At 44.8% G+C, this 22,693-nt stretch carries 19 protein-coding genes; 4 read left to right on the top strand and 15 right to left on the bottom strand.

Annotated elements, in window-relative coordinates; translation table 11 throughout:
- Positions 1-39: 39 nt before the first annotated feature.
- Both fusA and radA read right to left on the bottom strand, forming a co-directional pair.
- Positions 40-2,130 carry an elongation factor G gene (gene fusA, locus BCT81_RS01825; protein WP_102423091.1) on the bottom strand — a complete coding sequence of 697 codons (2,091 nt, stop codon included), beginning with the start codon at positions 2,128-2,130 and terminating at the stop codon, positions 40-42.
- A 234-nt stretch (positions 2,131-2,364) separates the two neighbouring features.
- Positions 2,365-3,744, bottom strand: a complete 1,380-nt coding sequence (radA, locus tag BCT81_RS01820) for a DNA repair protein RadA (RefSeq protein ID WP_063524497.1) — start codon at positions 3,742-3,744, stop codon at positions 2,365-2,367.
- 161 nt (positions 3,745-3,905) lie between these two features.
- On the opposite strand from radA, the gene BCT81_RS01815 reads away from it, so the two are divergent.
- The gene (locus BCT81_RS01815) at positions 3,906-6,254 is read left to right on the top strand and encodes a PilZ domain-containing protein (protein ID WP_102423090.1); all 2,349 of its coding nucleotides are present in this window, start codon (positions 3,906-3,908) and stop codon (positions 6,252-6,254) included.
- A gap of 110 nt (positions 6,255-6,364) precedes the next feature.
- On the opposite strand, the gene serB is transcribed toward BCT81_RS01815, so the two are convergent.
- A complete protein-coding gene (gene serB / locus BCT81_RS01810; RefSeq protein ID WP_102423089.1) occupies positions 6,365-7,345 on the bottom strand; it encodes a phosphoserine phosphatase in 981 nt (326 codons plus the stop codon).
- Between the two features lie 109 nt (positions 7,346-7,454).
- Between serB and BCT81_RS01805 the strand changes: the two genes are divergently transcribed.
- Entirely contained in the window at positions 7,455-8,066 is a 612-nt protein-coding gene (locus BCT81_RS01805) for a YtjB family periplasmic protein (protein WP_080566560.1), read from the top strand.
- Positions 8,067-8,159: 93 nt separating this feature from the next.
- On the opposite strand, the gene deoD is transcribed toward BCT81_RS01805, so the two are convergent.
- The 12 genes from deoD to BCT81_RS01750 all read right to left on the bottom strand — a co-directional run bounded on the left by deoD (position 8,160) and on the right by BCT81_RS01750 (position 19,401).
- Positions 8,160-8,882 (bottom strand): purine-nucleoside phosphorylase, encoded by a 723-nt coding sequence (deoD, locus tag BCT81_RS01800; protein ID WP_102423088.1) that lies wholly within the window; start codon positions 8,880-8,882, stop codon positions 8,160-8,162.
- 68 nt (positions 8,883-8,950) lie between these two features.
- Positions 8,951-10,171 (bottom strand): phosphopentomutase, encoded by a 1,221-nt coding sequence (locus BCT81_RS01795; protein WP_102423087.1) that lies wholly within the window; start codon positions 10,169-10,171, stop codon positions 8,951-8,953.
- A 77-nt stretch (positions 10,172-10,248) separates the two neighbouring features.
- On the bottom strand, positions 10,249-11,577 hold the full coding sequence (gene deoA, locus BCT81_RS01790) for a thymidine phosphorylase (protein WP_102423086.1): 1,329 nt from the start codon (positions 11,575-11,577) through the stop codon (positions 10,249-10,251).
- A gap of 222 nt (positions 11,578-11,799) precedes the next feature.
- Positions 11,800-12,576, bottom strand: a complete 777-nt coding sequence (gene deoC, locus BCT81_RS01785) for a deoxyribose-phosphate aldolase (protein WP_061032522.1) — start codon at positions 12,574-12,576, stop codon at positions 11,800-11,802.
- A 509-nt stretch (positions 12,577-13,085) separates the two neighbouring features.
- Positions 13,086-14,348, bottom strand: coding sequence for a NupC/NupG family nucleoside CNT transporter (locus BCT81_RS01780; RefSeq protein ID WP_008218780.1), 1,263 nt, complete (start codon positions 14,346-14,348; stop codon positions 13,086-13,088).
- A 204-nt stretch (positions 14,349-14,552) separates the two neighbouring features.
- Positions 14,553-15,365 (bottom strand): TatD family hydrolase, encoded by an 813-nt coding sequence (locus BCT81_RS01775; protein ID WP_102423085.1) that lies wholly within the window; start codon positions 15,363-15,365, stop codon positions 14,553-14,555.
- Positions 15,346-15,501, bottom strand: a complete 156-nt coding sequence (locus BCT81_RS29105; RefSeq protein WP_157938832.1) for a DUF5363 family protein — start codon at positions 15,499-15,501, stop codon at positions 15,346-15,348. The genes BCT81_RS01775 and BCT81_RS29105 overlap by 20 nt, the downstream gene beginning before the upstream one ends.
- Positions 15,502-15,599: 98 nt before the next feature.
- Positions 15,600-17,180 (bottom strand): peptide chain release factor 3, encoded by a 1,581-nt coding sequence (gene prfC, locus BCT81_RS01770; RefSeq protein WP_102423084.1) that lies wholly within the window; start codon positions 17,178-17,180, stop codon positions 15,600-15,602.
- A gap of 159 nt (positions 17,181-17,339) precedes the next feature.
- A complete protein-coding gene (gene rimI / locus BCT81_RS01765; protein WP_102423083.1) occupies positions 17,340-17,795 on the bottom strand; it encodes a ribosomal protein S18-alanine N-acetyltransferase in 456 nt (151 codons plus the stop codon).
- Positions 17,788-18,186, bottom strand: coding sequence for a DNA polymerase III subunit psi (locus tag BCT81_RS01760; protein ID WP_102423082.1), 399 nt, complete (start codon positions 18,184-18,186; stop codon positions 17,788-17,790). The genes rimI and BCT81_RS01760 overlap by 8 nt, the downstream gene beginning before the upstream one ends.
- 158 nt (positions 18,187-18,344) lie before the next feature.
- Complete coding sequence (locus BCT81_RS01755) at positions 18,345-18,848, bottom strand: N-acetyltransferase (RefSeq protein WP_102423081.1); 504 nt, start codon at positions 18,846-18,848, stop codon at positions 18,345-18,347.
- The gene (locus tag BCT81_RS01750) at positions 18,832-19,401 is read right to left on the bottom strand and encodes an SCP2 domain-containing protein (RefSeq protein WP_102423080.1); all 570 of its coding nucleotides are present in this window, start codon (positions 19,399-19,401) and stop codon (positions 18,832-18,834) included. The genes BCT81_RS01755 and BCT81_RS01750 overlap by 17 nt, the downstream gene beginning before the upstream one ends.
- Before the next feature lie 215 nt (positions 19,402-19,616).
- On the opposite strand from BCT81_RS01750, the gene BCT81_RS01745 reads away from it, so the two are divergent.
- The gene (locus BCT81_RS01745; protein WP_102423079.1) at positions 19,617-21,656 is read left to right on the top strand and encodes a bifunctional diguanylate cyclase/phosphodiesterase; all 2,040 of its coding nucleotides are present in this window, start codon (positions 19,617-19,619) and stop codon (positions 21,654-21,656) included.
- Positions 21,657-21,833: 177 nt separating this feature from the next.
- Positions 21,834-22,693 (top strand): peptidase U32 family protein (locus BCT81_RS01740; protein ID WP_102423078.1); only part of this gene is annotated, 860 nt, incomplete at its 3' end.

Genomic DNA, 22,693 nt, shown 5'->3' with positions numbered 1-22,693 from the left:
CACTTGCGGGGCTTTCTAGTTAATTTAGAAAAGAGCTAATTACTTACCAGCTTCTTTGTCTGCTTTAACTTTAGCGATTACTTCGTCTGCCACGTTTGTTGGACATGGAGAGTACTGTAGGAATTCCATAGAGAATTGACCACGGCCTGAAGTAATAGTACGTAGGTGACCGATGTAACCAAACATTTCTGATAGTGGTACGTCAGCTTTGATACGTACGCCAGTAGCGCCAGCTTGTTGATCTTTGATCATGCCACGACGACGGTTAAGGTCACCGATTACATCACCAACGTGATCTTCTGGAGTGAATACGTCAACGTTCATGATTGGTTCAAGAAGTTGTGCACCCGCTTTAGGCATAGATTGACGGAATGCGCCTTTCGCTGCGATTTCAAATGCGATTGCAGATGAGTCAACTGCGTGGAAGCCACCGTCGAATAGTTCTACTTCAACATCTAGAGTTGGGAAGCCAGCAAGAACACCGTTTTCCATCATAGATGCGAAACCTTTCTCAACTGCAGGCCAGAATTCCTTAGGAACGTTACCACCAACAACAGTTGAAGAGAAAGTGAAGCCAGAACCAGCTTCGCCTGGTTTGATACGGTAATCGATCTTACCGAATTGACCAGAACCACCAGATTGTTTCTTGTGAGTGTAGCTATCTTCAACAGCTTTCGTAATTGTTTCACGGTAAGCTACTTGAGGAGCACCTACTACAAGGTCAACGCCGTATGTACGCTTAAGGATATCTACCTTGATGTCTAGGTGAAGCTCACCCATACCTTTCAGGATAGTTTCGCCAGTTTCTTCGTCAGTCTCAACTTGGAAAGATGGATCTTCTGCAACCATTTTACCGATCGCGATACCCATTTTCTCAGAACCGCCTTTATCTTTTGGAGATACAGCGATAGAGATTACTGGAGTTGGGAAGATCATTGGCTCTAGAGTACATTCGTGCTTCTGATCACATAGAGTGTGACCAGTTTGAACGTTCTTCATACCAACAACAGCGATGATGTCACCAGCTTGCGCTTCAGTAAGCTCGTTACGCTCATCAGCTTGCATCTCAACCATACGGCCGATACGCTCAGTTTTACCAGTTGCAGCGTTAAGGATTGTGTCACCCTTCTTCATGCGACCAGAGTAGATACGGATGAACGTTAGTGCACCGAAACGGTCGTCCATGATCTTAAACGCAAGAGCACGTAGTGGCTCATCAGCAGATACTGTAGCAACTTCACCAGTTGGCTCACCAGTTTCTTTGTCTGTTAGAGGCTGAGGATCAACTTCAGTTGGAGCTGGTAGGTAATCTACTACAGCGTCAAGGATAAGTTGCATACCTTTGTTCTTGAATGCAGAACCACAGAACGTTGGGAAGAATGCGATATCACGAGTACCTTTACGGATACAACGCTTGATGTCTTCGATAGAAGGCTCTTCACCTTCCATGTAAGCTTCCATTAGGTCATCGTCTTGCTCTACAGCAGTTTCGATTAGCTCTTCACGGTATTGCTCAACGTCATCAACCATGTCCGCAGGAACATCAGTGATTTCGTAGTTTTCAGGAAGACCAGTGTCATCCCAAACGTATGCTTTACGGCTTAGTAGGTCTACAACACCAACGAATTCATCTTCGCGGCCGATTGGTAGAACCATTACTAGAGGAGTAGCGCCTAGAACGTTCTTAACTTGGTCAACAACGCGGTAGAAGTCAGCACCCATACGGTCTAGTTTGTTAACGAAGATCAGACGAGATACTTCTGATTCGTTAGCGTAGCGCCAGTTAGTTTCTGATTGAGGTTCAACACCACCAGAACCACAGAATACACCGATACCGCCATCAAGTACTTTAAGAGAACGGTATACTTCAACTGTGAAGTCAACGTGTCCAGGAGTATCGATAACGTTTAGACGGTGATCATTCCAGAAACAGCTTACAGCTGCTGATTGGATAGTAATACCGCGCTCAGCTTCCTGTTCCATGAAGTCAGTCGTTGATTCGCCGTCATGTACTTCACCAGTCTTGTGGATTTGACCAGTTAGCTTAAGGATACGCTCAGTGGTAGTTGTTTTACCCGCATCAACGTGCGCGAAAATACCAATGTTTCTGTATTTCGATAAATCTGCCATTGTCTTACTCTGTTAATAGGATATAAAATGCGCGCAGAGTATATCACAATCTGTGAAGACTGATAGCTTTGCATGCATTTGGGACTAAAAAACTTTGCCTTTTCCTAACATTTAGAAAAAGGCACGCTGTAGAAACAATCTAAATGATTGTTAATTATAGTGCTAACCTAAAGCCCAATCGGCGTTCAAGTTAGACTGAATTGCTGCTGTATAGATTAGCTGAAGTGAGTTCAATTACAACTCATCAAAAGCATTAATTGCCTCGGATAGTTTTTTCACTCCGTGGATTTGCATTCCTGGGATACCACCTTTCGGCATATTAGCTGCAGGAACAATCGCTTTCTTAAAGCCGTGTTTAAATGCTTCATTCAAACGTTCTTGCCCGCTTGGTACAGGACGAATCTCTCCCGCTAGGCCTACTTCGCCAAAAACCACCACATCTTTAGGTAATGCACGGTCTCTGAAACTAGAAAGTAATGCCATAACTAATGCAAGGTCAGCACTAGTTTCGGTTACTTTAACACCACCGACGACATTCACAAACACATCTTGGTCAGCCATTTGTAAGCCGCCGTGTTTATGCAGCACCGCGAGTAATAAAGAAAGACGGTTTTGCTCAAGGCCAACCGCGACTCGACGAGGATTCGCCAATTGGGAGTAATCCACCAGCGCTTGAATCTCAACAAGTAGTGGGCGGGTACCTTCCCATACCACCATCACTGAACTGCCTGACGTTTCTTCTTCGCCACGAGACAAGAATATAGCCGATGGGTTGCTGACTTCTTTTAACCCTTGACCAGTCATCGCAAACACCCCCAACTCATTCACTGCACCAAAACGGTTTTTATGGCTGCGTAATGTTCTGAAACGGCTGTCTGTTCCACCGTCTAACAAAACTGAACAGTCAATAATGTGCTCAAGCACTTTAGGGCCCGCCAGCGTACCGTCTTTAGTTACGTGTCCAACTAGGAAGATTGCTACATTATTCTGCTTAGCAAAACGAGTAAGTGCCGTCGCTGACTCACGAACCTGAGCCACACTACCTGGTGAAGATTGAACATCAGCAACATGCATTACTTGAATTGAGTCGATGACCATGATCTTAGGCTGTTCTTTTTCTGCCACCTGACAGATCTTGTCGACATTGGTTTCAGAGAGCATCTTTAAGTGCTCTTTTGGCAACCCAAGACGTGAAGCACGCATCGCGACCTGCTGTAACGATTCCTCACCGGTTACATATAAAGTAGGAAGTTGAGAAGAAAGCAGACACATGGTTTGTAGCAGTAGTGTCGATTTACCCGCACCAGGGTTACCACCAATAAGAATCGCAGCACCCGGTACCACACCGCCACCAAGTACGCGGTCGAGCTCTTTAAAGCCACTACTAAAACGAGGCACTTCCTGTAGATCAATTTCAGACAGGGTTTGAACGCTAGACTCGGTCGCGCTACCTGCATAGCCAGTTAATCTTTCATTGCGTGCTACCTGAGGTGAAGCGGCTAACCTAACTTCGGTAATTGTGTTCCAAGCACCACACGCATTGCACTGTCCTTGCCAACGTGGAAAGTCAGCACCACAGTCATTACACACATAAGCTCGCTTTGCCTTAGCCATAAAACCTCAATAATTTACCCAGTTACACAATGATGTTGTCAATTTGTGACTTATTTGACCGTACGGGTGCAAATAAACGTTGCAGTCATACCACTTATATTTAAAGATCGATTTAAACTAGTCGATAACATAAATGTACCGTCCATTCTAACAAGAAAAGTATGCAGCAATCTGAAATTCTATCTGTAGCAGAGCGTCTTATCCCGGCTTATCACGCCGAAGATTTCGAATTCCTTCTTTCTCAAATGACAGAAGGTGAATCGCCGTCTCTGAAACTACTCGTTAAAATGGAACTGAATCGTATCATGGCTCCGTGTACAAAGAGCATTGATTTACGCGGACGCATCGAGAATGAGTGTCGTCAATTCACACTCGATGGCCGAAAACACTGGCTCGACGACATCGCTTTAAATGCCTATCAACGTGGTACAAAAAAATTCAAAGGCTACACCGAAGGGGCTTGGGAGCTAGTTATGGCGCCAAGAATTCAGCCTCTGCGTAGTGTGGTTAATAGTGCCTCTCAAAACACCCAAGAGATCACCAGTGCCAACAGCCCTTATGAAGCTGAAGCCATTAACCTAGGTTATGACTTAAAGCGTCAAGAGAACCGACTCAAGATAAGCTCACAAGTTGAGGTCACCACTTCAAAAGGACAAAGCCTACACGGTGTCACGGTCGATATCTCTCCTTCAGGTGCAAAATTCAAAGTACCAAGCGTCTTTCGCTATAATCTAGGTGAAATCATCAGCGTTAAGTTTACCGAGCTAGTTGAGAAGTCACTCGAAACCGATGTAAACCAAGCAGTAGAATTTCGTGTGCTTGGGATTGATGAGTCCTATGAAAATGACGCGGTTAAATTCCTAAGAACCATCAAGGTAAGCGGCAACAATATTGTGGCGCGTTTACTTGATGAGTCTTTAAATAGCACAAGCAAGAAAACCAGCCACGAAAATCAAGATAGAGTTATTCGAACCCGCACTCGAGGTATCGAGCACACCTATCTAAAACACACTTGTAACCTTCCGCTGTTCTTTAGTGGCAGTGAACTCAAGCTTGCACTGCTTACAGATAACAACCATCCGCTATGGCAATACTGGCACGACGAGCGAAACCAACAGGCACTAGGAACTCTGTTCAACGAACAGCGCATGAACTTACTGGCGAAGCCCGGTGTGAAAGGCACCAGCAACGTCATCTATTCATTTACTCATGAACATCAAAATAAGACGCTGTTCTATTCGATGATGTTACCTGAAGCGACTCGTGAACAAAGACAACTGTTCTGGCACATTGGTGGTAAGCGTAAAAGCTGGAAGGCGTTCAAATTCTCTGTATTCGAATTATCAGAAACGGAGCGACAAGCTTTAGCCAAACATTCAGACACGCTAGCGCAAAGCTCAGCACAACTGACGCATTGCGGTATATTGCAAGAGATTGGCGATCACGAGAGTGCTGCGGATTACCTATTGAGTGAAAAACCACGCATTCCAAGCAGTGAACTGAACCGCTTCCGTCACCCACGAACTGTGGTTGGGAACATTCAAAGCATCTATTTTGACTCTCAGACCCGTCGTAAAGAACCGAGATACCAGTTTAAGTCACCGTTGCAACTTACCTCACAAGATGGCGCAGCGGCAAACGGCCACACCTTAGATATCTCGAAACGTGGGTTGAGCATTACTCTTGAACAGCCAATGGTCCTCAAGATCAATGATCCGGTGATCGTGAACTTTAATGAGCTACAGCTTTACGATAAGAACCTGCCATTAAGCACAGTGCCTTATCACGTGATTCGTGTGAGCCCCAATGGCCGAAATGTCCAATTAGTAATTGCTGAGAACGCTAAGACAATGCGTACTATCGCGTTCCTGAATGGGCTTATCGATCAAAACCAAAGCAAGCTGATTAAGAAGAGAGAAATACTGCCAACGAACTCCTTACTTGAGTCGCTGCACAATATTTTGTTAAGCAAGATGGTCAGTAGCCCTATCTTTATTGATAAACCAAGTTCAACACTGCGTTGTAAGATCATTGGTGTGAATTTCCCACTCAATAAACACCTGACTTTATTGGCGAAACTTGGACACAACCAAAAGTTCTCACTGGAGCCTATATTTAAAGGCCACACCAATTCGCTGCTGGCTGAGCCCCTAAAGAGAATCGAGGGTGCAGAGCCTAAACACCACGACGTCTATATCGCTGCGGTGAAGTTCGGCGACAAGATCCAATCAGTACATACTAAGTTGGTGAAAGACTTTGCCTCGGCAAAAGAAAGAATCTTATTCATTAAGAAAGCGCAGCACTTAGGTGATGTGTATGTACTTCGCGTTACGACCGCGCCAATCTTCAATCCATTGACCACCTTATTCCAATCGGATTTAGAAGAGCTTGCTCGTATCAGCATGCACCAAGCGAAGAAGCTAGAAAACGAGATCACCGCGTTTATCGGTTATGGTGAGATAGAAGATATTACCGATGAAGTGTTGATCCGATTGGAGCTAACGCGTTAGTCATAATACTCCATCATCTCTAGGTACAATAAAAAAGAAAAGCAGGCTCAGAGCCTGCTTTTGTGTCTTTGTAATATCACACGATTAAATAATCATGCTGTTGTGAACCTTTACGGTTTCGCCTGCCAGCTGATTTTTTGTTGCTTAGCCAACGCGCCAGACAGGATACACAATACCCCACCTAAGCCAGCATGACGCACAGCAGTTTGAGCTTGTTGCTCGACTTTTGGTTTTGCATGGAAGGCAATACCTAAACCAGCAGCGCCCATCATCACCAAGTCATTCGCGCCATCACCAACAGCAACCGTGTTATGTAGCTCCAACTCATACTCTTCAGCCAGTTCGACTAAAATATCGGCTTTGGTTTGCGCCGCAACTACATCACCCAACACTTCCCCTGTCAATTTACCCTTAACGATTTCTAAAGTATTCGACTGGGCATGATCTAGGTCTAGCGTGTCTTTTAAGTAATCAGAGAAGTAAGTAAAGCCACCCGATGCGATAGCGGTTTTCCAACCCAGTTTGTTAAGCGTATTCACCAGTCCAACTAAGTCAGGCATAAAAGGCAGTGATTGGCGCACTTGCTCTAGAATCGACTCATCCGCACCTTTCAGTGCTCCAACTCGTTGACGCAGGCTTTGTTCGAAATCTAACTCTCCTTGCATAGCACGCTCTGTAATTTCAGAGACCAACTCTCCTACTCCAGCGAGCTTGGCTATTTCATCGATACACTCGATCTGAATCGCAGTGGAATCCATATCCATCACGATCAAACCCGGCTTAGATAAGTCTGGAACTTCGCTAAGGCAAGCATAATCAAGCTTCAAAGCCTGTAGGATTTCTTCATGTGCTGGCGTTAGGTTGCCAGACATTAATGCCACTTCGTAATGGCCAACTTTCCACGTATCTAAAACGGTGTTGTAAATGCCAGTGAAAAAGTCGATGTCATCGAAAGATTGCGGTGATAGGTACTCGCCAAATACAATCCAGTTAGCTTTGGCTTTAGCGAGTTGAGAAGCGAAACGAGTCTCGGGGAGTCGAGTTAATAATGTAGTATGCCTTTTTATCGGCAGATATTTCTGAGCGTCCATGTGTATGATTCCTAATTAACTATGCTAAACGTTAACCTATTGCAATTTGAAAACGCAAGTCTCAATATGTCTTAATCATAACATTTGTTTATTTCAGGCCCCGTGAAACATGAATGAATCATTGTTCTCAATACGTAACGCTTTGCGAATGTTAGCCCTCATTTTGTTGGCTACTATGTTCGTCGTTACGATTAAAAATACGGTCGTGATCAGTAAGGGTAACGAGAAGATCCAAGCGAAACAGCTCGAGACACTTACCAAGCTGCTTATCTCTCAAGCTTCCCTTTCAGCCAGCAAAATGATCGCACAACAAGACCAAGAGCGACTGCTTGACCTGACCAATCAGCTATCTCAAGATCGACTGGTGTTCGATACCACCATCTATGATGCAGAAGGCATTCGACTGGCTTCGAGCGAAAAGGCGCTGTCAGTACGTGAGGTACTCGGCTTAGATACGCCACTTTCAACCGCGAGTATCGGTAGACAGCAGCTAGTAGAGCCAATTTACTCGAAAGAAAACACCATCATTGGTTTTATCCGCGTCACCTTTGAGACAGGTAAAATGACAGCAATATCGGACCACCACTACCGCAAAAGTGATCGCTACATGATCGGTATGGTATTAATGGGCTTCGTCAGTGGTGTGCTGTTTATTATGTTGATTCGAAGAAGACCAACCAAATCAGGCGAGAACTTACTCCTGAAAAACGTAAACTCATAAATAGCGCATTTACGTTATCCAATAAAAAGCCCCGAAGCTCAGGCAACAACGGGGCTTTTATTTATCTGTCGCTCTATCTAATTAGATAAAGCCTTACGCTTCTTGGTCACCAAGAAGCACAGAATCTAAGGCAATTACCATCATGTCATTGAAGGTCGTTTGACGCTCATCTGATGTAGTTTGCTCACCAGTTTTGATATGGTCTGAGACAGTACAAATCGTTAGCGCTTTCGCACCGTATTCCGCACAAACGCCGTAGATACCAGCCGCTTCCATCTCTACACCAACAATGCCGTATTTATCCATCACCTCAAACATTTCAGGGTCTGGCGTGTAGAAAAGTTCAGCTGAGAACAAGTTACCAACTTTCACATCAACACCGCGTGCTTTAGCTGCATCTTCTGCCGCGCGAACCATTTTGTAGTCTGCAATTGCAGCAAAGTCATGACCTTTAAAACGAATACGGTTCACTTTAGAGTCAGTACATGCACCCATGCCGATCACGACATCACGAACTTTGATATCTTCGCTCACTGCACCACAACTGCCGACACGAATGATTTTTTTCACACCAAAGTCTTTAATGAGCTCAGTCGCGTAAATAGAACAAGATGGGATACCCATACCGTGCCCCATTACCGAAACCTTACGACCTTTATAAGTACCTGTGTAACCAAACATATTGCGCACATCACACACCTGAACCACTTCCTCTAAGAAGGTTTCAGCGATGTATTTAGCTCGTAGCGGATCGCCTGGCATTAGTACAACGTCAGCGAACGCACCCATTTCAGCATTAATATGTGGAGTAGCCATTGAAAATATCCTTAATCTCAAAAACAAAAAAGAAAAGAGAGGTTTACCTCTCTTTTATTCATTACCAATTATAGAAAGCTTGCACCGTATTCCATTGGCGATGTACCAAAGTAAGAAGCTAAGCTTTGGCCGATATCAGCGAACGTATCGCGACGACCTAAAGAACCAGCAGGAACCTTTTTACCGTAAACAATCACAGGGATATGCTCACGAGTATGGTCTGTACCTGGCCATGTTGGATCACAACCGTGGTCAGCAGTAAGGATAAGTACATCATCCTCTTTCATCATATCGATGATTTCGTTGATACGACCATCGAAGTACTCAAGCGCAGCAGCGTAGCCTGCAACATCACGGCGGTGGCCGTAAGCTGAGTCAAAATCAACGAAGTTAGTGAATACGATAGTATTGTCACCCGCTTCATTGATCGCTTCTTTAGTCGCTTCAAATAGCGCTGGGATACCCGTTGCTTTTGTTTTCTGAGTAATACCACAACCAGCGTAAATATCAGAGATCTTACCGATTGAGTGAACATTACCGCCCTTCTCATCAACAAGCTTCTGAAGAATCGTTGCTGCAGGTGGCTCAACTGAAAGGTCACGACGGTTACCAGTACGTTCGAATTGACCTTTACCTGGGCCAATGAACGGACGCGCGATGACACGACCGATGTTGTACTCTTCCAACTCTTCACGAGCGATCTGACAAAGGTCTAGCAAGTTTTGCAGGCCGAATGTCTCTTCGTGACACGCAATCTGGAATACAGAGTCCGCAGAAGTGTAGAAGATTGGCAAGCCAGTCTTCATGTGCTCTTCACCTAGGTTATCTAGGATCTCAGTACCAGATGAGTGGCAGTTACCTAGGAAACCAGATAAACCTGCACGCTCAAGAATGCGATCAGTCAGCTCTTTAGGAAAGCTGTTCTCTTTGTCGGTGAAGTAGCCCCAGTCAAACAGTACCGGTACACCTGCGATTTCCCAGTGACCTGATGGCGTGTCTTTACCAGAAGACAGCTCAGCAGCGTGACCGTAAGCACCAATGATTTCTGCGTCTGCATCCATACCTGGAGCAAAACGACCTGTAGACTCTTTGTGAGCCATCGCTAAACCTAGTTTAGACAGGTTTGGTAGCGTCAGAGGACCTTGACGATCGGCATTGTCAGCAAGACCTTTGTCACAATGGTCTGCGATGTGACCCATAGTGTCTGAACCTACATCACCGAATTTGTCTGCATCCGCTGTCTCACCGATACCGAATGAATCTAAAACTAAAATAAATGCTCTTTTCATTTTCTTCACCAACTTATTGCTCTTTGCACCAGCGCTTTTGATTATCGGTATACGCGAGGTATACCGATAGCGGTTATTTACACGTCTTCAGAACGAATCTGACGGTAAACGTCTGGTGTTGCTGTATATTCTCCGCCCACAGTGATTGCATTTTGTAATGCCGTTGCAGCTTCTTGCCACTGTTGTTCGTTGCGAGCATGAATCATTGCTAATGGTTTCTCATCGCTTGCCACTTCGCCAAGGCGAATGAAGCTATCGAAACCGACTGCGTAATCAATGCTGTCCGTTGCTACGCGGCGACCACCGCCCATACCAACTACAGCCATACCAATTGCACGAGTATCCATTGCTGATACCACACCGCTTTCTAGCGCGTACACTGGTTTAATAATTTCTGCTTTTTCTAGGTAGTTATCGTAGTTTTCTACGAAGTCTGCTGGACCGCCAAGGCCCGCTACCATTTTACCAAAGCACTCTGCTGCTTTACCGTTATCCAGTACTGCCATCAGTTTTTCGCGCGCTTCTTCTGAATCTTTTGCAAGGTTACCCAACACTAGCATTTCAGCACACGATGCCATCGTAATTTCTAGCAAACGTGGATTGCGGTATTCACCCGTTAGGAATTGAACCGCTTCACGAACTTCTACTGCGTTACCCGCTGAAGAAGCAAGAACTTGGTTCATGTCCGTTAGGATTGCCGTTGTTTTAGTACCCGCACCGTTTGCTACTGCAACGATAGATTTCGCTAGCTCTTCAGACGCTTCGTAAGTTGGCATGAACGCGCCTGAACCTACTTTTACATCCATCACTAGAGAATCAAGGCCCGCTGCCAGTTTCTTAGATAGGATTGAAGCCGTGATTAGCGAGATGTTATCGACTGTTGCTGTGATATCACGCGTCGCGTAAACACGCTTATCAGCTGGCGCTAAGTCGCCCGTTTGACCGATGATAGCAACGCCCGCGTCTTTGGTTACTTCACCAAACACTTCATTTGTCGGTGTAATGTTGTAACCAGGGATAGATTCTAGCTTGTCCAGGGTACCGCCAGTGTGGCCTAAGCCACGACCAGAGATCATTGGAACGAAACCGCCACATGCTGCCACCATAGGGCCAAGCATCAGAGAGGTAACGTCACCAACACCACCAGTAGAGTGCTTATCAACGATTGGGCCATCAAAATTCATGTGGCTCCAGTCAATCACCATGCCTGAGTCGCGCATTGCACACGTTAGTGCGATACGTTCTGGCATTGTCATTTCGTTGAAGAAGATAGCCATTGCGAATGCTGCAATTTGGCCTTCAGAAACCGTGTTTTTAGCGACGCCTTGAATGAAGAAGTTAATTTCTTCGGCTGTTAAGACTTCACCGTCACGTTTTCTGCGAATAATTTCTTGAGGTAGATACATTAGTGCCTCCCAAACTCTAGTGAGTATGGTTTGTAGGGAAAGAGGTAATATGGAGTGACTTAACGCCACTCCATCAAACAGACTTATTATGTTCAATACTCTAAATATTTGGCGTTGCAGTTAGGCGACCAGTGAGTTCATTCCTATGAGCATAGAGGCTCTATGTGATTAGGAGGAACTTACGCAGTCAACAACGCTGCGGCGTCAAATATGACGAGTAAATTAGTATGCTGCTGGATCAGCAGTCTGGTCTGTCACTTCTAATGTATTAAGAAGGTTAGTTAGTAGGCTTGAAGCACCAAAGCGGTAGTGCATGTTGTCTGCCCACTCAGCGCCTAGTAGCTCATCAGCCATTGCTAGGTATTGTGCTGCATCTTCAGCGGTACGTACGCCACCTGCTGGTTTGAAACCAACAGTTTTAGCAACGCCCATGTCACGGATAACTTCTAGCATCATGCGTGCGTACTCTGGAGTCGCGTTTACTGGCACTTTACCTGTTGAAGTTTTGATGAAGTCAGCGCCTGCTTTGATACAAATCTCAGATGCTTTCTTGATCAGTGCTTCTTCTTTTAGCTCACCAGTTTCGATGATTACTTTCAGTGTGATGTCGCCACATGCTTCTTTACACTGTTTAACTAGCTCGAAACCTACTTCTTCGTTGCCAGCGATTAGAGCGCGGTATGGGAATACTACGTCTACTTCGTCTGCACCGTATGCAACTGCTGCTTTTGTTTCAGCAACTGCGATCTCGATGTCATCATTACCATGAGGGAAGTTAGTTACAGTCGCAATACGTACTTCTGGAGTACCTTGCTCACGCAACGCTTTCTTAGCTGCTGGGATAAAGCGAGGGTAAATACAGATTGCAGCTGTGTTGCCTACTGCAGTCTTCGCGTCGTGACAAAGCGCTACAACTTTTTCAGTTGTGTCGTCGTCATTTAGCGTAGTTAGGTCCATAAGTTTAAGTGCACGTAGAGCTGCTGCTTTTAAATCGCTCATTTCTATCTCCGATCAATATATTCAAATAGTTAACTACTTCGCCCTCCATCCAGTATAGATGGATATTTTAGTAATGCTCAGTAGTCACAAATGAACGGACTTGGTTCCCTGAAGACTTGATAACTTTCGCTATCAATTGCAATCCTTGTCACCGCACAGTACCAGTTTGGTCTATGGCACAACAAATCAGTCATGTTGTGTCTAACATCTATAGCGTATCGCTAAGTTTGGCTTAATCCCAGAAGAATAACTGCGGACGAATCCAAGCGGTTACTTTCTTGCCAACAAGAGACATCCTATCCCTTGAGCCTATACATTATAGGTATCCATTAATAAATTGTAGTGCTCCTTAGAACGCAAACGGTTTGTATCTCAAAAAAACATTCTAGGCCCACCACCGAATCAAACTCATATTCAGAATCGACAGGCCTAAAAACAAAAAAGCCCCGCAGCAATTTCTTGCTACGGGGCGATATTAAAGTGGCGTCTATATAATCTAATCTACTTAATTAGAAAGATAGGAAGAAGCCAGCAATTGTTGCTGCCATCAGGTTAGATAGAGTACCAGCAATAACCGCTTTAACACCCATACGTGCGATGTCTTGGCGACGGCTTGGTGCAATACCACCTAGACCACCTAGTAGAATCGCAATAGAAGAAAGGTTTGCGAAACCACATAGTGCGAATGCGATGATAGCTTGAGTCTTCTCAGACATCACTTGACCAGTCGCTGCAACAACTTGAGCATTTTCACCAACGTATGGTACGAAGTTTAGGTATGCAACGAATTCGTTAACAACTGTCTTCTGACCAATGAAAGAACCAGCAATAGTTGCTTCTTCCCATGGAACACCAATGATGAATGCTAGCGGTGCGAAGATCCAACCTAGAAGAAGCTCTAGAGTTAGGTTTTCCATACCGAACCAACCACCGATGCCGCCTAGGATACCGTTGATTAGAGCAATTAGACCGATGAATGCTAGTAGCATTGCACCAACGTTTAGAGCTAGTTGTAGACCAACTGATGCGCCGCCTGCTGCTGCGTCGATAACGTTAGCTGGCTTGTCGTCGCCGCCGTCGATATCGTCAGCGATGTTGTCGTCTGGCGTATCTGTTTCAGGCTTGATGATTTTAGCAAATAGTAGACCACCAGGTGCTGCCATGAATGACGCTGCAACCAGGTACTCTAGAGGAACACCCATAGATGCGTAACCTGCTAGTACACCACCAGCTACAGATGCTAGACCACCACACATTACTGCGAATAGTTCAGAGTTAGTCATCTTAGGAACAAATGGACGAACAACTAGAGGAGCTTCTGTTTGGCCAACGAAGATGTTTGCTGCTGCAGACATTGACTCGGCGCGAGAAGTACCTAGAGCTTTCTGAAGGCCACCACCAAGAACTCTGATTACTAGCTGCATTACACCAATGTAGTAAAGTACAGAGATAAGTGCAGAGAAGAAAATCAGTGTTGGTAGAACTTGGAAAGCAAAGATGAAACCGATACCGTCAACAGAGAAGTTAACTAGGCTACCGAATAGGAAACCAGTACCGTCTTTACCGTAGTCGATTACGTTTGCTACACCAGCAGAGAAACCTGCAAGCAAATCACGACCCCAAGGGATGTAAAGTACGAATGCACCAAGTGCGAATTGGATAGCGAATGCGCCACCCACCGTTCTAAAGTTAATAGCTTTGCGGTTGTCAGATAGTAGTACTGCGATTGCAATCAGTACAACCATACCGACTAGGCTCATAAACAGGCTCATAGTTTATGACTTCCTTATTAGTTATTTATTGGCGTGTTACAAAATGGGGCTATAAAGCGGGGCCAATTATACTCATGCGACCACTAATAAAGTAATGCCGCCCTCACACTTTCGTAGAAGATTCATGTACCATTCACACACAAATGTGACCCAAATCACAATGTAGATGCAATTTACGCAAACGATAAACAAAAACATTAGATTTTATTCACATATACAGAATGCGCGATGGCTATTTTGCCAAACTTGCGTTGCAATCGATTGCTTTGGCTCTTTTCTAAGCAAAAAAAGTTCATTTGATATCGTAACTAAATGTTTGGAATGATTAACATTTCCTTGGTTTCCATAGGTTGGCATATCCGGAGCATCGGTCTCTAACACCAAACTCTCAAGGGGCAATTTAGCGATAGTTGTGCGTGTTTTTTGTGCTCTTGGGTAAGTTATCGTTCCGCCAACGCCAATATAGAAACCGAGCTTAATCCAAGCCAAAGCTTGCTGTTCACTTCCAGAAAAACCGTGAATTACCCCACCTAAAGTAAACTTGTGCTGCTTTATTAGCTGAATAAGACGGTTGTAAGACTTCCTTTCATGGATAATCAGAGGCAAATTAAACGCCTTGGCAAGCTCCATTTGTTGGATGAAAAAGCGCTCTTGTTTCTCCTGCTCTACATCCACAAAAAAGTCCAGCCCACACTCACCAATGGCCACACACTGACGTGTTTTTGATGCGAGTAATTGATGAAGTTCTTCAAATTTCACCTCATCCGCTTGCTCTAAAAAGTAAGGATGGAAGCCTAATGCGTAATAAACATTGGGATAAGATTGCGCAATTTTCTCAAGCTTATGCCAGTTATTTTGACCGATAGAAGGAATGAGTAACTTCTCAACTTGAGCTTGCTTTGCCTCTTTGATATACCCCTCAATGCTCTGCTCATGGGTAAAACCTTGCTCAAACGCCTCAAAGTCTGCATGGCAATGCGTATCAAATAGCGGAAAATCACTTGTTTGCTGTGTCATCTTTCCCACTCTCAGCTTGCTGCCCTTGAGGATCTCGACGATAAGGAACACAACTGCGCTTGTTTTCAGGCGTTAGCCCAAGTTCTTCACACCACTTATCGTATTTCCTAACCCAAGCTTTTATCCAACCCAACATATTTACCTCAAGCTTACTGTCTCAAATAACACGCATTAAAAAACGCCTATTGCAGAACAATAGACGTTTTTGTTTAACTCGAATAGAGCTTGAAGAAATTAGTGCTCGCGTGTCGCTCGGAACTTAACGTCAGGGAAACGTTCTGAAGCTAGGTTCAGGTTCACCATCGTTGGTGCGATGTAAGACAGGTTATCACCACCATCTAGCGCCAGGTTAGATTGGTTCTTACGTTTGAACTCTTCCAGTTTCTTAGCGTCATCACACTCAACCCAACGAGCTGTTGCAACGTTAACACCTTCGTAGATAGCTTCTACGTTGTATTCTGCTTTCAAGCGCGCTACAACCACGTCGAACTGAAGTACACCAACCGCACCAACGATCAGGTCGTTGTTCTGCATAGGGCGGAATACTTGCACTGCGCCCTCTTCTGAAAGCTGAACCAAACCTTTTAGAAGTTGCTTCTGCTTCAGAGGATCACGTAGACGAATACGGCGGAATAGCTCAGGCGCAAAGTTTGGAATACCAGAGAACTTCAGGTTCTCACCTTGAGTAAAGGTATCACCAATCTGAATTGTGCCGTGGTTGTGTAGACCGATAATGTCACCTGCATACGCTTTTTCAGCACGTGCACGGTCACCCGCCATGAAAGTTACCGCATCAGAAATACTAACGTTCTTACCGGTACGAACATGGTTCATCTTCATACCTTGGCTGTAAGTACCAGATACGATACGCATGAAAGCGATACGGTCACGGTGTTTAGGGTCCATGTTTGCTTGAATCTTAAATACGAAACCAGAGAACTTCTCTTCTGTCGCAACAACATCACGCTCGTTAGCTTGACGAGTTTGCGGTGCCGGAGCCCACTTCGTTAGACCATCAAGCATGTGGTCAACACCAAAGTTACCCAGTGCGGTACCGAAGTAAACAGGTGTTAGCTCACCAGCAAGGAACAGATCGTGATCAAACTCAGGACAAGCACCGATAACAAGCTCTAGCTCTTCACGTACGCTTTCCGCTAGATCAGCGCCTACCGCTTCATCTAGTTCAGGATTATCTAAACCTTTGATGATACGAACTTCTTGGATCTCGTGGCCGTGGCCAGATTCGTACAAGATCGTTTCGTCACGGTGAATGTGGTAAACACCTTTAAACTCTTTACCACAACCGATTGGCCATGAAATTGGAGCACAAGCCATACCTAGCTCGCTTTCTACTTCATCAAGCACTTCCATAGGGTCACGAACGTCACGGTCAAGTTTGTTCATAAACGTTACGATTGGTGTATCACGTAGACGCGTTACTTCCATCAGTTTACGAGTACGATCCTCGACACCTTTCGCAGCATCGATAACCATCAAACAAGAGTCAACCGCCGTTAATGTACGGTATGTATCTTCCGAGAAATCTTCGTGTCCTGGAGTATCGAGTAGGTTTACTAGGCAATCATTGTATGGGAATTGCATTACCGACGTAGTTACCGAGATACCACGTTCTTTTTCCATCTCCATCCAGTCAGATTTAGCGTGCTGGTTAGAGCCACGGCCTTTTACGGTACCCGCTTTCTGAATCGCGTTTCCGAATAAAAGAACTTTTTCAGTAATCGTGGTTTTACCCGCATCCGGGTGAGAGATAATTGCAAACGTTCTACGTTTGCTCACTTCTTGTTGGAAAGACATAGTCGCCCTTTGCTGATCTAAAGCGTAAAAAGGGCAAGTAGATAATACTTGCCCTTGAATTCTGTGTGCGGATTATACAGAAAGCGTGTCACTTTCTAAAGGGTCAGTTTACACCCTATTTTTCGCTTACTTTCTGCTTAGCGAAAAGCGACAAGATGATTAGCTAAAAGACATGAAAAGATAGCTCATAATGATGGCGTCTTCTTGTCCTTGCTTGGTTGGGTAATAGTTACGACGGCGGTCCACCTCATTAAAGCCGACCTTTTCGTAAAGGTTAAATGCGTTCACATTACTTTCGCGAACTTCCAGCCAAGCACTTTCCGCGTCAGCCTGTTCACACATATCAAGAAAATGCTCGGTCAGAGCCTTGCCATAACCTTTACCTTGCTGGCTTGGGTCGACAGCAATATTAAGCAGCGTGACTTCACCAACGATATTCTGCGCGAAGAAGTAGCCGACGACTCGCCCATCGACTTCAAGAACATGGTGACAAGCGCCTCGGCTATCGAGATCTCGGATCATATTTTCTGACCATGGATGAGAGTGCGCAGCCTGTTCTATCTGCCAAATAGCGTCTAGATGATGTGATGAAGTCGGTAAAAATTGATTAGTCATATGCACAAATTTGTTGCCATAAGTCACGGCGATGTTGGTTATTGCCATTGATGTCGGACAACAATGGTGATTGCAGTGTTTTAGCTTTAATCTCTTGAGTCGATTCACAACCTGAAAACCACACCCATTCAACATCACCAAATTCGATAGAGGTTAGGTGTTGAGGCTGAATGTGTAGTGCCTGAGACAAATCAAGCTTGATACTTTTCAGCACACGCTCAAACATCACTGCGAGCTCGCCCTGAGGTTTTTCAGGCGAAACCAACAGTAACTTGCAATCGCTCGCTAGCGGAGTCAGTTTTGATTCATAACCCGCCAAACGTTCTGGATGGCTAAGCTCCCAGTGGCTTATGCCCATCTCTTGCAGGTACTGTGCGTGTGTTTGTGACATATCTAGGGTTATAACCTTAGGTTGGTGGTCGGCGGTTTGTTTGAACGAACTTCAAAACCGCTTATGAGAGTTGGGCTGATACTAACAAAAAATAAAGGAGCATCAAGCTCCTTTATTTAGAGTAAATCAGTTTGCATCATATTGCGTGAGAAGTAGCCTTATAACTCATTGAATTCTGGGCTGTAAGCCACTTCACCAGCATGCCCAGTAAGTGCACCTTCAACCAACTCAATGGCTTGAAAAGCACCTTCAGGTACATCCCAAGCGCAACTCAAACCAAATTCGCTCGCGGCTTTAAAGCCAAAACGACCATAATAAGCAGGATCACCAAGCACGACACACGCTGGGTAACCAAAATCAACCAATGTAGAGAACGCACCTTCAACCAGAGCTTTAGCAATGCCTTGATTGCGAAACTCTTCTTTCACTGCAAGCGGAGCAAGCCCTTGCCAATTATGATCGTCACCATGCAGAGTAATCGGGCTAAACATTACGTGGCCAACAACTTCACCCTCATCAGAACAAGCCACCAGCGACAGCGTTAAATGACTATTCTCACGCAAGCTCATAACCAGGTTGGCTTCTGCATCCGTTTTAAAAACAGATTTCAATAAACGATCAATGACAAGTATATCTGCCGGTGCTTCAGTTCGAATAAGCATTCATTACCTCACTTTGTGTATCCGGGGATTGTACTCCCTTCTGCACAAAATCAGCTAATTGATTTAACAAAGTTTTCAAGGGAGTTGGCAATAAGTCTAAATCTACGCTGTCCATCAAGTTTTTGACCTCTAAACCAAGCTCTGTATCGCCCTCTATAGACAGTCTACGCTGGAAGAAAAGCGTGTCAGGGTCTTCTTTACGACCGGCAATCAGTACAAGATCATTGAGATTCCCGCTAAAGCTTACATCTTCAGCAACCTCTTTATCTGCTACAACCAGTTGCTCATTTTGGTAGCTAATACACCAGCTTAACCCCATATCCTTTATCGAGACTTTAAGCCATTTATCTTCTAGGAACTCAAAGTCACCGTCTTCTAGCGCCTCTTTGAATACGTTCTTAAGACCCTCTAACAAGGCTCTTTTTTGTACTGCTTTAGGCAATAACTGGACTGGAGATCGCAAAATTGATGCGGCATTTTGAACTAGTTGAGTGCGAATCTTGTTTATCACGTGACTTATCCGTAACTTTGTCAATAATATGGAATGCATCATAGATGATGTTGAGATCTCAGTTACTGTTATGTATCAAATTAACTTCTGTTTGATGCTCGACCTTTAATATCCTGAAAATCACAGTTATAGTAACTCAGGTAATGAGAATTACAGCGGATCGCTGCACTCACAGGTAAATATCGATAACCACACAAAAGAAATAAATATTTATCGATTGTGAATAATCAAGCTCTTGGAGAATTGGTAGTACTTTGATGCCTCCCCAGCAACTACAACATTGGTTTACTCAGCTAACTGCAAACAGCCCGTTCTTTTTTGCAGTGCTTGATGCTCAACATAACTACTTTATGGTGAATGAGCGTTATTGCGATATTGCTGGTTTAAGCCAAACCGAGCTTGCAGGCATGAACGACCGCCAAACCTTAGGCGAACAATTCTACCAACATCTAAAACCATACTACGAACGAGCATTCAACGGCGAAACCATTGAAGCCGAAGTTACCCTTAACGAAACTGACCTCGACACTAGCCTTCACTTCAGCTTGTCCCCGCTTACCAATGGCAAGAATACCGACTACATCGTCTTCCACGCTTTCGATACATCAGAAAATCAAGTACTCGTCCGTTCTTTAGAAGAATCCGAAGCCAAGTTTCATAAGCTATCTCAACTACTACCTGACGGGCTACTACTGGTTGAAAACGACTATATCTTGTCGTCTAACCCATCTGCTGCACGTTTACTCGGTTTTAACTCCCCTACTGAACTCATCGGTGAAGAGTTAGGACGCTTGTTTATCGATGAACAAACCAAAACGGTCTTTAATAATAGTCTCAGCTCTATTATTTCTGAGTCTGGTTTGGTTTGCTTAACCGGTGCTCGATGTGGCTTTGAACGTAAGGTTCAACTCAACATCGACTCGACTGCGATTCTTGGAAGTAGCACTCAGCTTGTGCTCATTCAAGACGCTCAAGAGACCACTAAACAATATACGCCTGCCAACAGTGAAGATGCCTACATAGACTCACTCACCAAACTCTACAATCGAGTGGGTTTTACTAAGCGTCTGGAACAGTTCATTCACAATGACACTCCGGTTGTCATGATGTATTTAGATATTGATAACTTTAAGAATATCAATGACTCACTAGGGCATCACATTGGCGATAAAGTGATTAAGGAAGTGGCTTCACGCCTTAAACGCCTGCTGCCACGCCAAGCTGTGATTGGGCATCTGGGAGGCGACGAATTTGGTATCATTCTGCCAGAACCTGAGCATCCAAGAACCGCAGAAACACTGGCAGAAAAGATCATTTCGCTGATCAACCAGCCCTTTGACCTCCACCACTTCAGTAAGCGCTTAGCTTGTTCAATTGGTAGTGTGCGCTTTCCTCAAGACGGCATCGATGCTCGTATTTTGCTGCAAAACGCTGATACTGCGATGTATGAAGCCAAAGATCGTGGTCGTAACCGCTTAATTAAGTTCAACGAGCAGATGAACAAAGAAGCGCGTATGCGACTGTGGCTTGAGATAGAGCTTCAGAAGGCGCTGCAACAAAATGGACTTGAGGTTTGGTATCAACCAAAAGTAAACGCCCGTGACTTCACCATCAATGGCGCAGAAGCTCTAGTTCGTTGGAAACACCCTGTTGAAGGCTATATTAGCCCTGCTGCATTTATCCCTGTCGCGGAGCGTGCAGGTCTTATTGAACAACTTGGCCGTGTGGTCATGCGCGAAGTATTTGCAACCGTGAAGCGTTGGAAGATGCAAGGTATCCTGCCAGGTCGTGTGGCAATCAACCTTTCTCCAGAACAGTTTGGCAACCCTAAACTGATTGATTACATGGAGAAGTTACTCCGCTCGACTGAGCTAGATCCAAGTGCGATTACTTTTGAGCTCACTGAAAGCGCTGTAATGAGTGACAGTGAACACACAGTACAAATGCTTAATGCGATTAAAAAGCTCGGCTTTGCTCTCTCCATCGATGATTTTGGTACTGGTTACTCTTCTCTGTCTTACCTAGCTCGCTTCCCAATTGATGAGCTTAAAATAGACCGTGCTTTCATCTCAGATATCGATACCCTTCCAAAACAGATCACCGTGATTGAAAACATCATCAACCTAGGTAAATCCCTCGATTTAACCGTGGTTGCAGAAGGTGTCGAAACCAGTGAGCAAGCGACGCTATTGTCGAACCTCAACTGCAGCTCGATTCAAGGCTTCCACTTCTACCGCCCGCAACCAAAACAAGATGTCGAAGAGTTATTCGCACAAAACCGTCGTCATAAGAACTAATTACACGATTCAAGCCCCCTCCTCTTTTCAGAAAAACGACACATAAATCACCACTCGTCAGTACCTCAAACGGAGTAAAAGCAGATTTATCCATCTAAACCTGCCTTACATCAATTCTGTCATTCATAATTCTTCATAAAATGCCCGCTTCAACTTAATTCTACTGGTAGTGAGCAAATGGAACTCTTATGCCCAGCGGGTAACTTACCTGCTTTGAAAACCGCCATTGATTGCGGTGCGGATGCTGTTTATATCGGATTCAAAGACGATACCAATGCCCGACACTTTGCAGGCCTTAACTTTGCGGGTAAAAAGCTCGATCGTGCTGTGCAGTATGTACATGACCACAACAAGAAAATTCATGTTGCTTTAAATACATTTGCTCACCCAAATGGCTTCGAACGTTGGACTAACGCCGTGGACAACGCTGCCGCTCTGGGTGTTGATGCACTGATCATCGCTGATATCGCTGTACTTGAGTACGCTGCAAACAAATATCCAGACCTAGAACTTCACCTATCAGTTCAAGCTTCTGCAACCAATGCCGCTGCGATCGACTTCTACCATAAGAACTTCAACGTAAAACGTGTCGTACTGCCGCGTGTACTATCGATTCATCAGGTCAAACAGCTTTCTCGCAACATCACTTCTGACGTTGACCTCGAAGTATTCGCTTTCGGTAGTTTATGTATCATGGCTGAAGGTCGTTGCTACCTATCTTCATACATGACAGGTGAGTCACCAAACACGGTTGGCGCTTGTTCTCCAGCGAAATACGTTCGCTGGCAAGAGACTGAAACAGGCCTAGAATCTCGTTTGAATGAGATCCTTATCGACAAGTATGTGGCAGGTGAAAACGCAGGCTACCCAACGTTATGTAAAGGCCGTTTTGAAGCGGATATCGATGGTGAACGTAAGCGTTATCATGCACTCGAAGAGCCAACGAGCCTTAATACACTATCCATGCTTCCTGAACTATTCGCAGCTAATGTCGCTTCAGTGAAGATTGAAGGCCGTCAACGCAGCCCGGCTTATGT

The sequence above is a fragment of the Vibrio sp. 10N.261.52.A1 genome (assembly GCF_002876325.1).
Classification (GTDB): Bacteria; Pseudomonadota; Gammaproteobacteria; order Enterobacterales; family Vibrionaceae; genus Vibrio; species Vibrio chagasii.
This window is presented reverse-complemented; position numbering and strand designations above follow the sequence as displayed.

What these genes read in the sequence shown, in the direction of transcription:
- rimI (WP_102423083.1), bottom strand. Translation starts at nt 17,795, where the DNA reads ATGACTAATCAATTTTTACCGACTTCATCACATCATCTAGACGCTATT.
- radA (WP_063524497.1), bottom strand. Translation starts at nt 3,744, where the DNA reads ATGGCTAAGGCAAAGCGAGCTTATGTGTGTAATGACTGTGGTGCTGAC.
- BCT81_RS01745 (WP_102423079.1), top strand. Translation starts at nt 19,617, where the DNA reads ATGCCTCCCCAGCAACTACAACATTGGTTTACTCAGCTAACTGCAAAC.
- BCT81_RS01755 (WP_102423081.1), bottom strand. Translation starts at nt 18,848, where the DNA reads ATGCTTATTCGAACTGAAGCACCGGCAGATATACTTGTCATTGATCGT.
- serB (WP_102423089.1), bottom strand. Translation starts at nt 7,345, where the DNA reads ATGGACGCTCAGAAATATCTGCCGATAAAAAGGCATACTACATTATTA.
- deoD (WP_102423088.1), bottom strand. Translation starts at nt 8,882, where the DNA reads ATGGCTACTCCACATATTAATGCTGAAATGGGTGCGTTCGCTGACGTT.
- BCT81_RS01750 (WP_102423080.1), bottom strand. Translation starts at nt 19,401, where the DNA reads ATGATGCATTCCATATTATTGACAAAGTTACGGATAAGTCACGTGATA.
- fusA (WP_102423091.1), bottom strand. Translation starts at nt 2,130, where the DNA reads ATGGCAGATTTATCGAAATACAGAAACATTGGTATTTTCGCGCACGTT.
- prfC (WP_102423084.1), bottom strand. Translation starts at nt 17,180, where the DNA reads ATGTCTTTCCAACAAGAAGTGAGCAAACGTAGAACGTTTGCAATTATC.
- BCT81_RS29105 (WP_157938832.1), bottom strand. Translation starts at nt 15,501, where the DNA reads ATGTTGGGTTGGATAAAAGCTTGGGTTAGGAAATACGATAAGTGGTGT.
- BCT81_RS01760 (WP_102423082.1), bottom strand. Translation starts at nt 18,186, where the DNA reads ATGTCACAAACACACGCACAGTACCTGCAAGAGATGGGCATAAGCCAC.
- BCT81_RS01815 (WP_102423090.1), top strand. Translation starts at nt 3,906, where the DNA reads ATGCAGCAATCTGAAATTCTATCTGTAGCAGAGCGTCTTATCCCGGCT.
- BCT81_RS01780 (WP_008218780.1), bottom strand. Translation starts at nt 14,348, where the DNA reads ATGAGCCTGTTTATGAGCCTAGTCGGTATGGTTGTACTGATTGCAATC.
- BCT81_RS01775 (WP_102423085.1), bottom strand. Translation starts at nt 15,365, where the DNA reads ATGACACAGCAAACAAGTGATTTTCCGCTATTTGATACGCATTGCCAT.
- deoC (WP_061032522.1), bottom strand. Translation starts at nt 12,576, where the DNA reads ATGAGCGATTTAAAAGCAGCAGCTCTACGTGCACTTAAACTTATGGAC.
- BCT81_RS01795 (WP_102423087.1), bottom strand. Translation starts at nt 10,171, where the DNA reads ATGAAAAGAGCATTTATTTTAGTTTTAGATTCATTCGGTATCGGTGAG.
- BCT81_RS01805 (WP_080566560.1), top strand. Translation starts at nt 7,455, where the DNA reads ATGAATGAATCATTGTTCTCAATACGTAACGCTTTGCGAATGTTAGCC.
- deoA (WP_102423086.1), bottom strand. Translation starts at nt 11,577, where the DNA reads ATGTATCTACCTCAAGAAATTATTCGCAGAAAACGTGACGGTGAAGTC.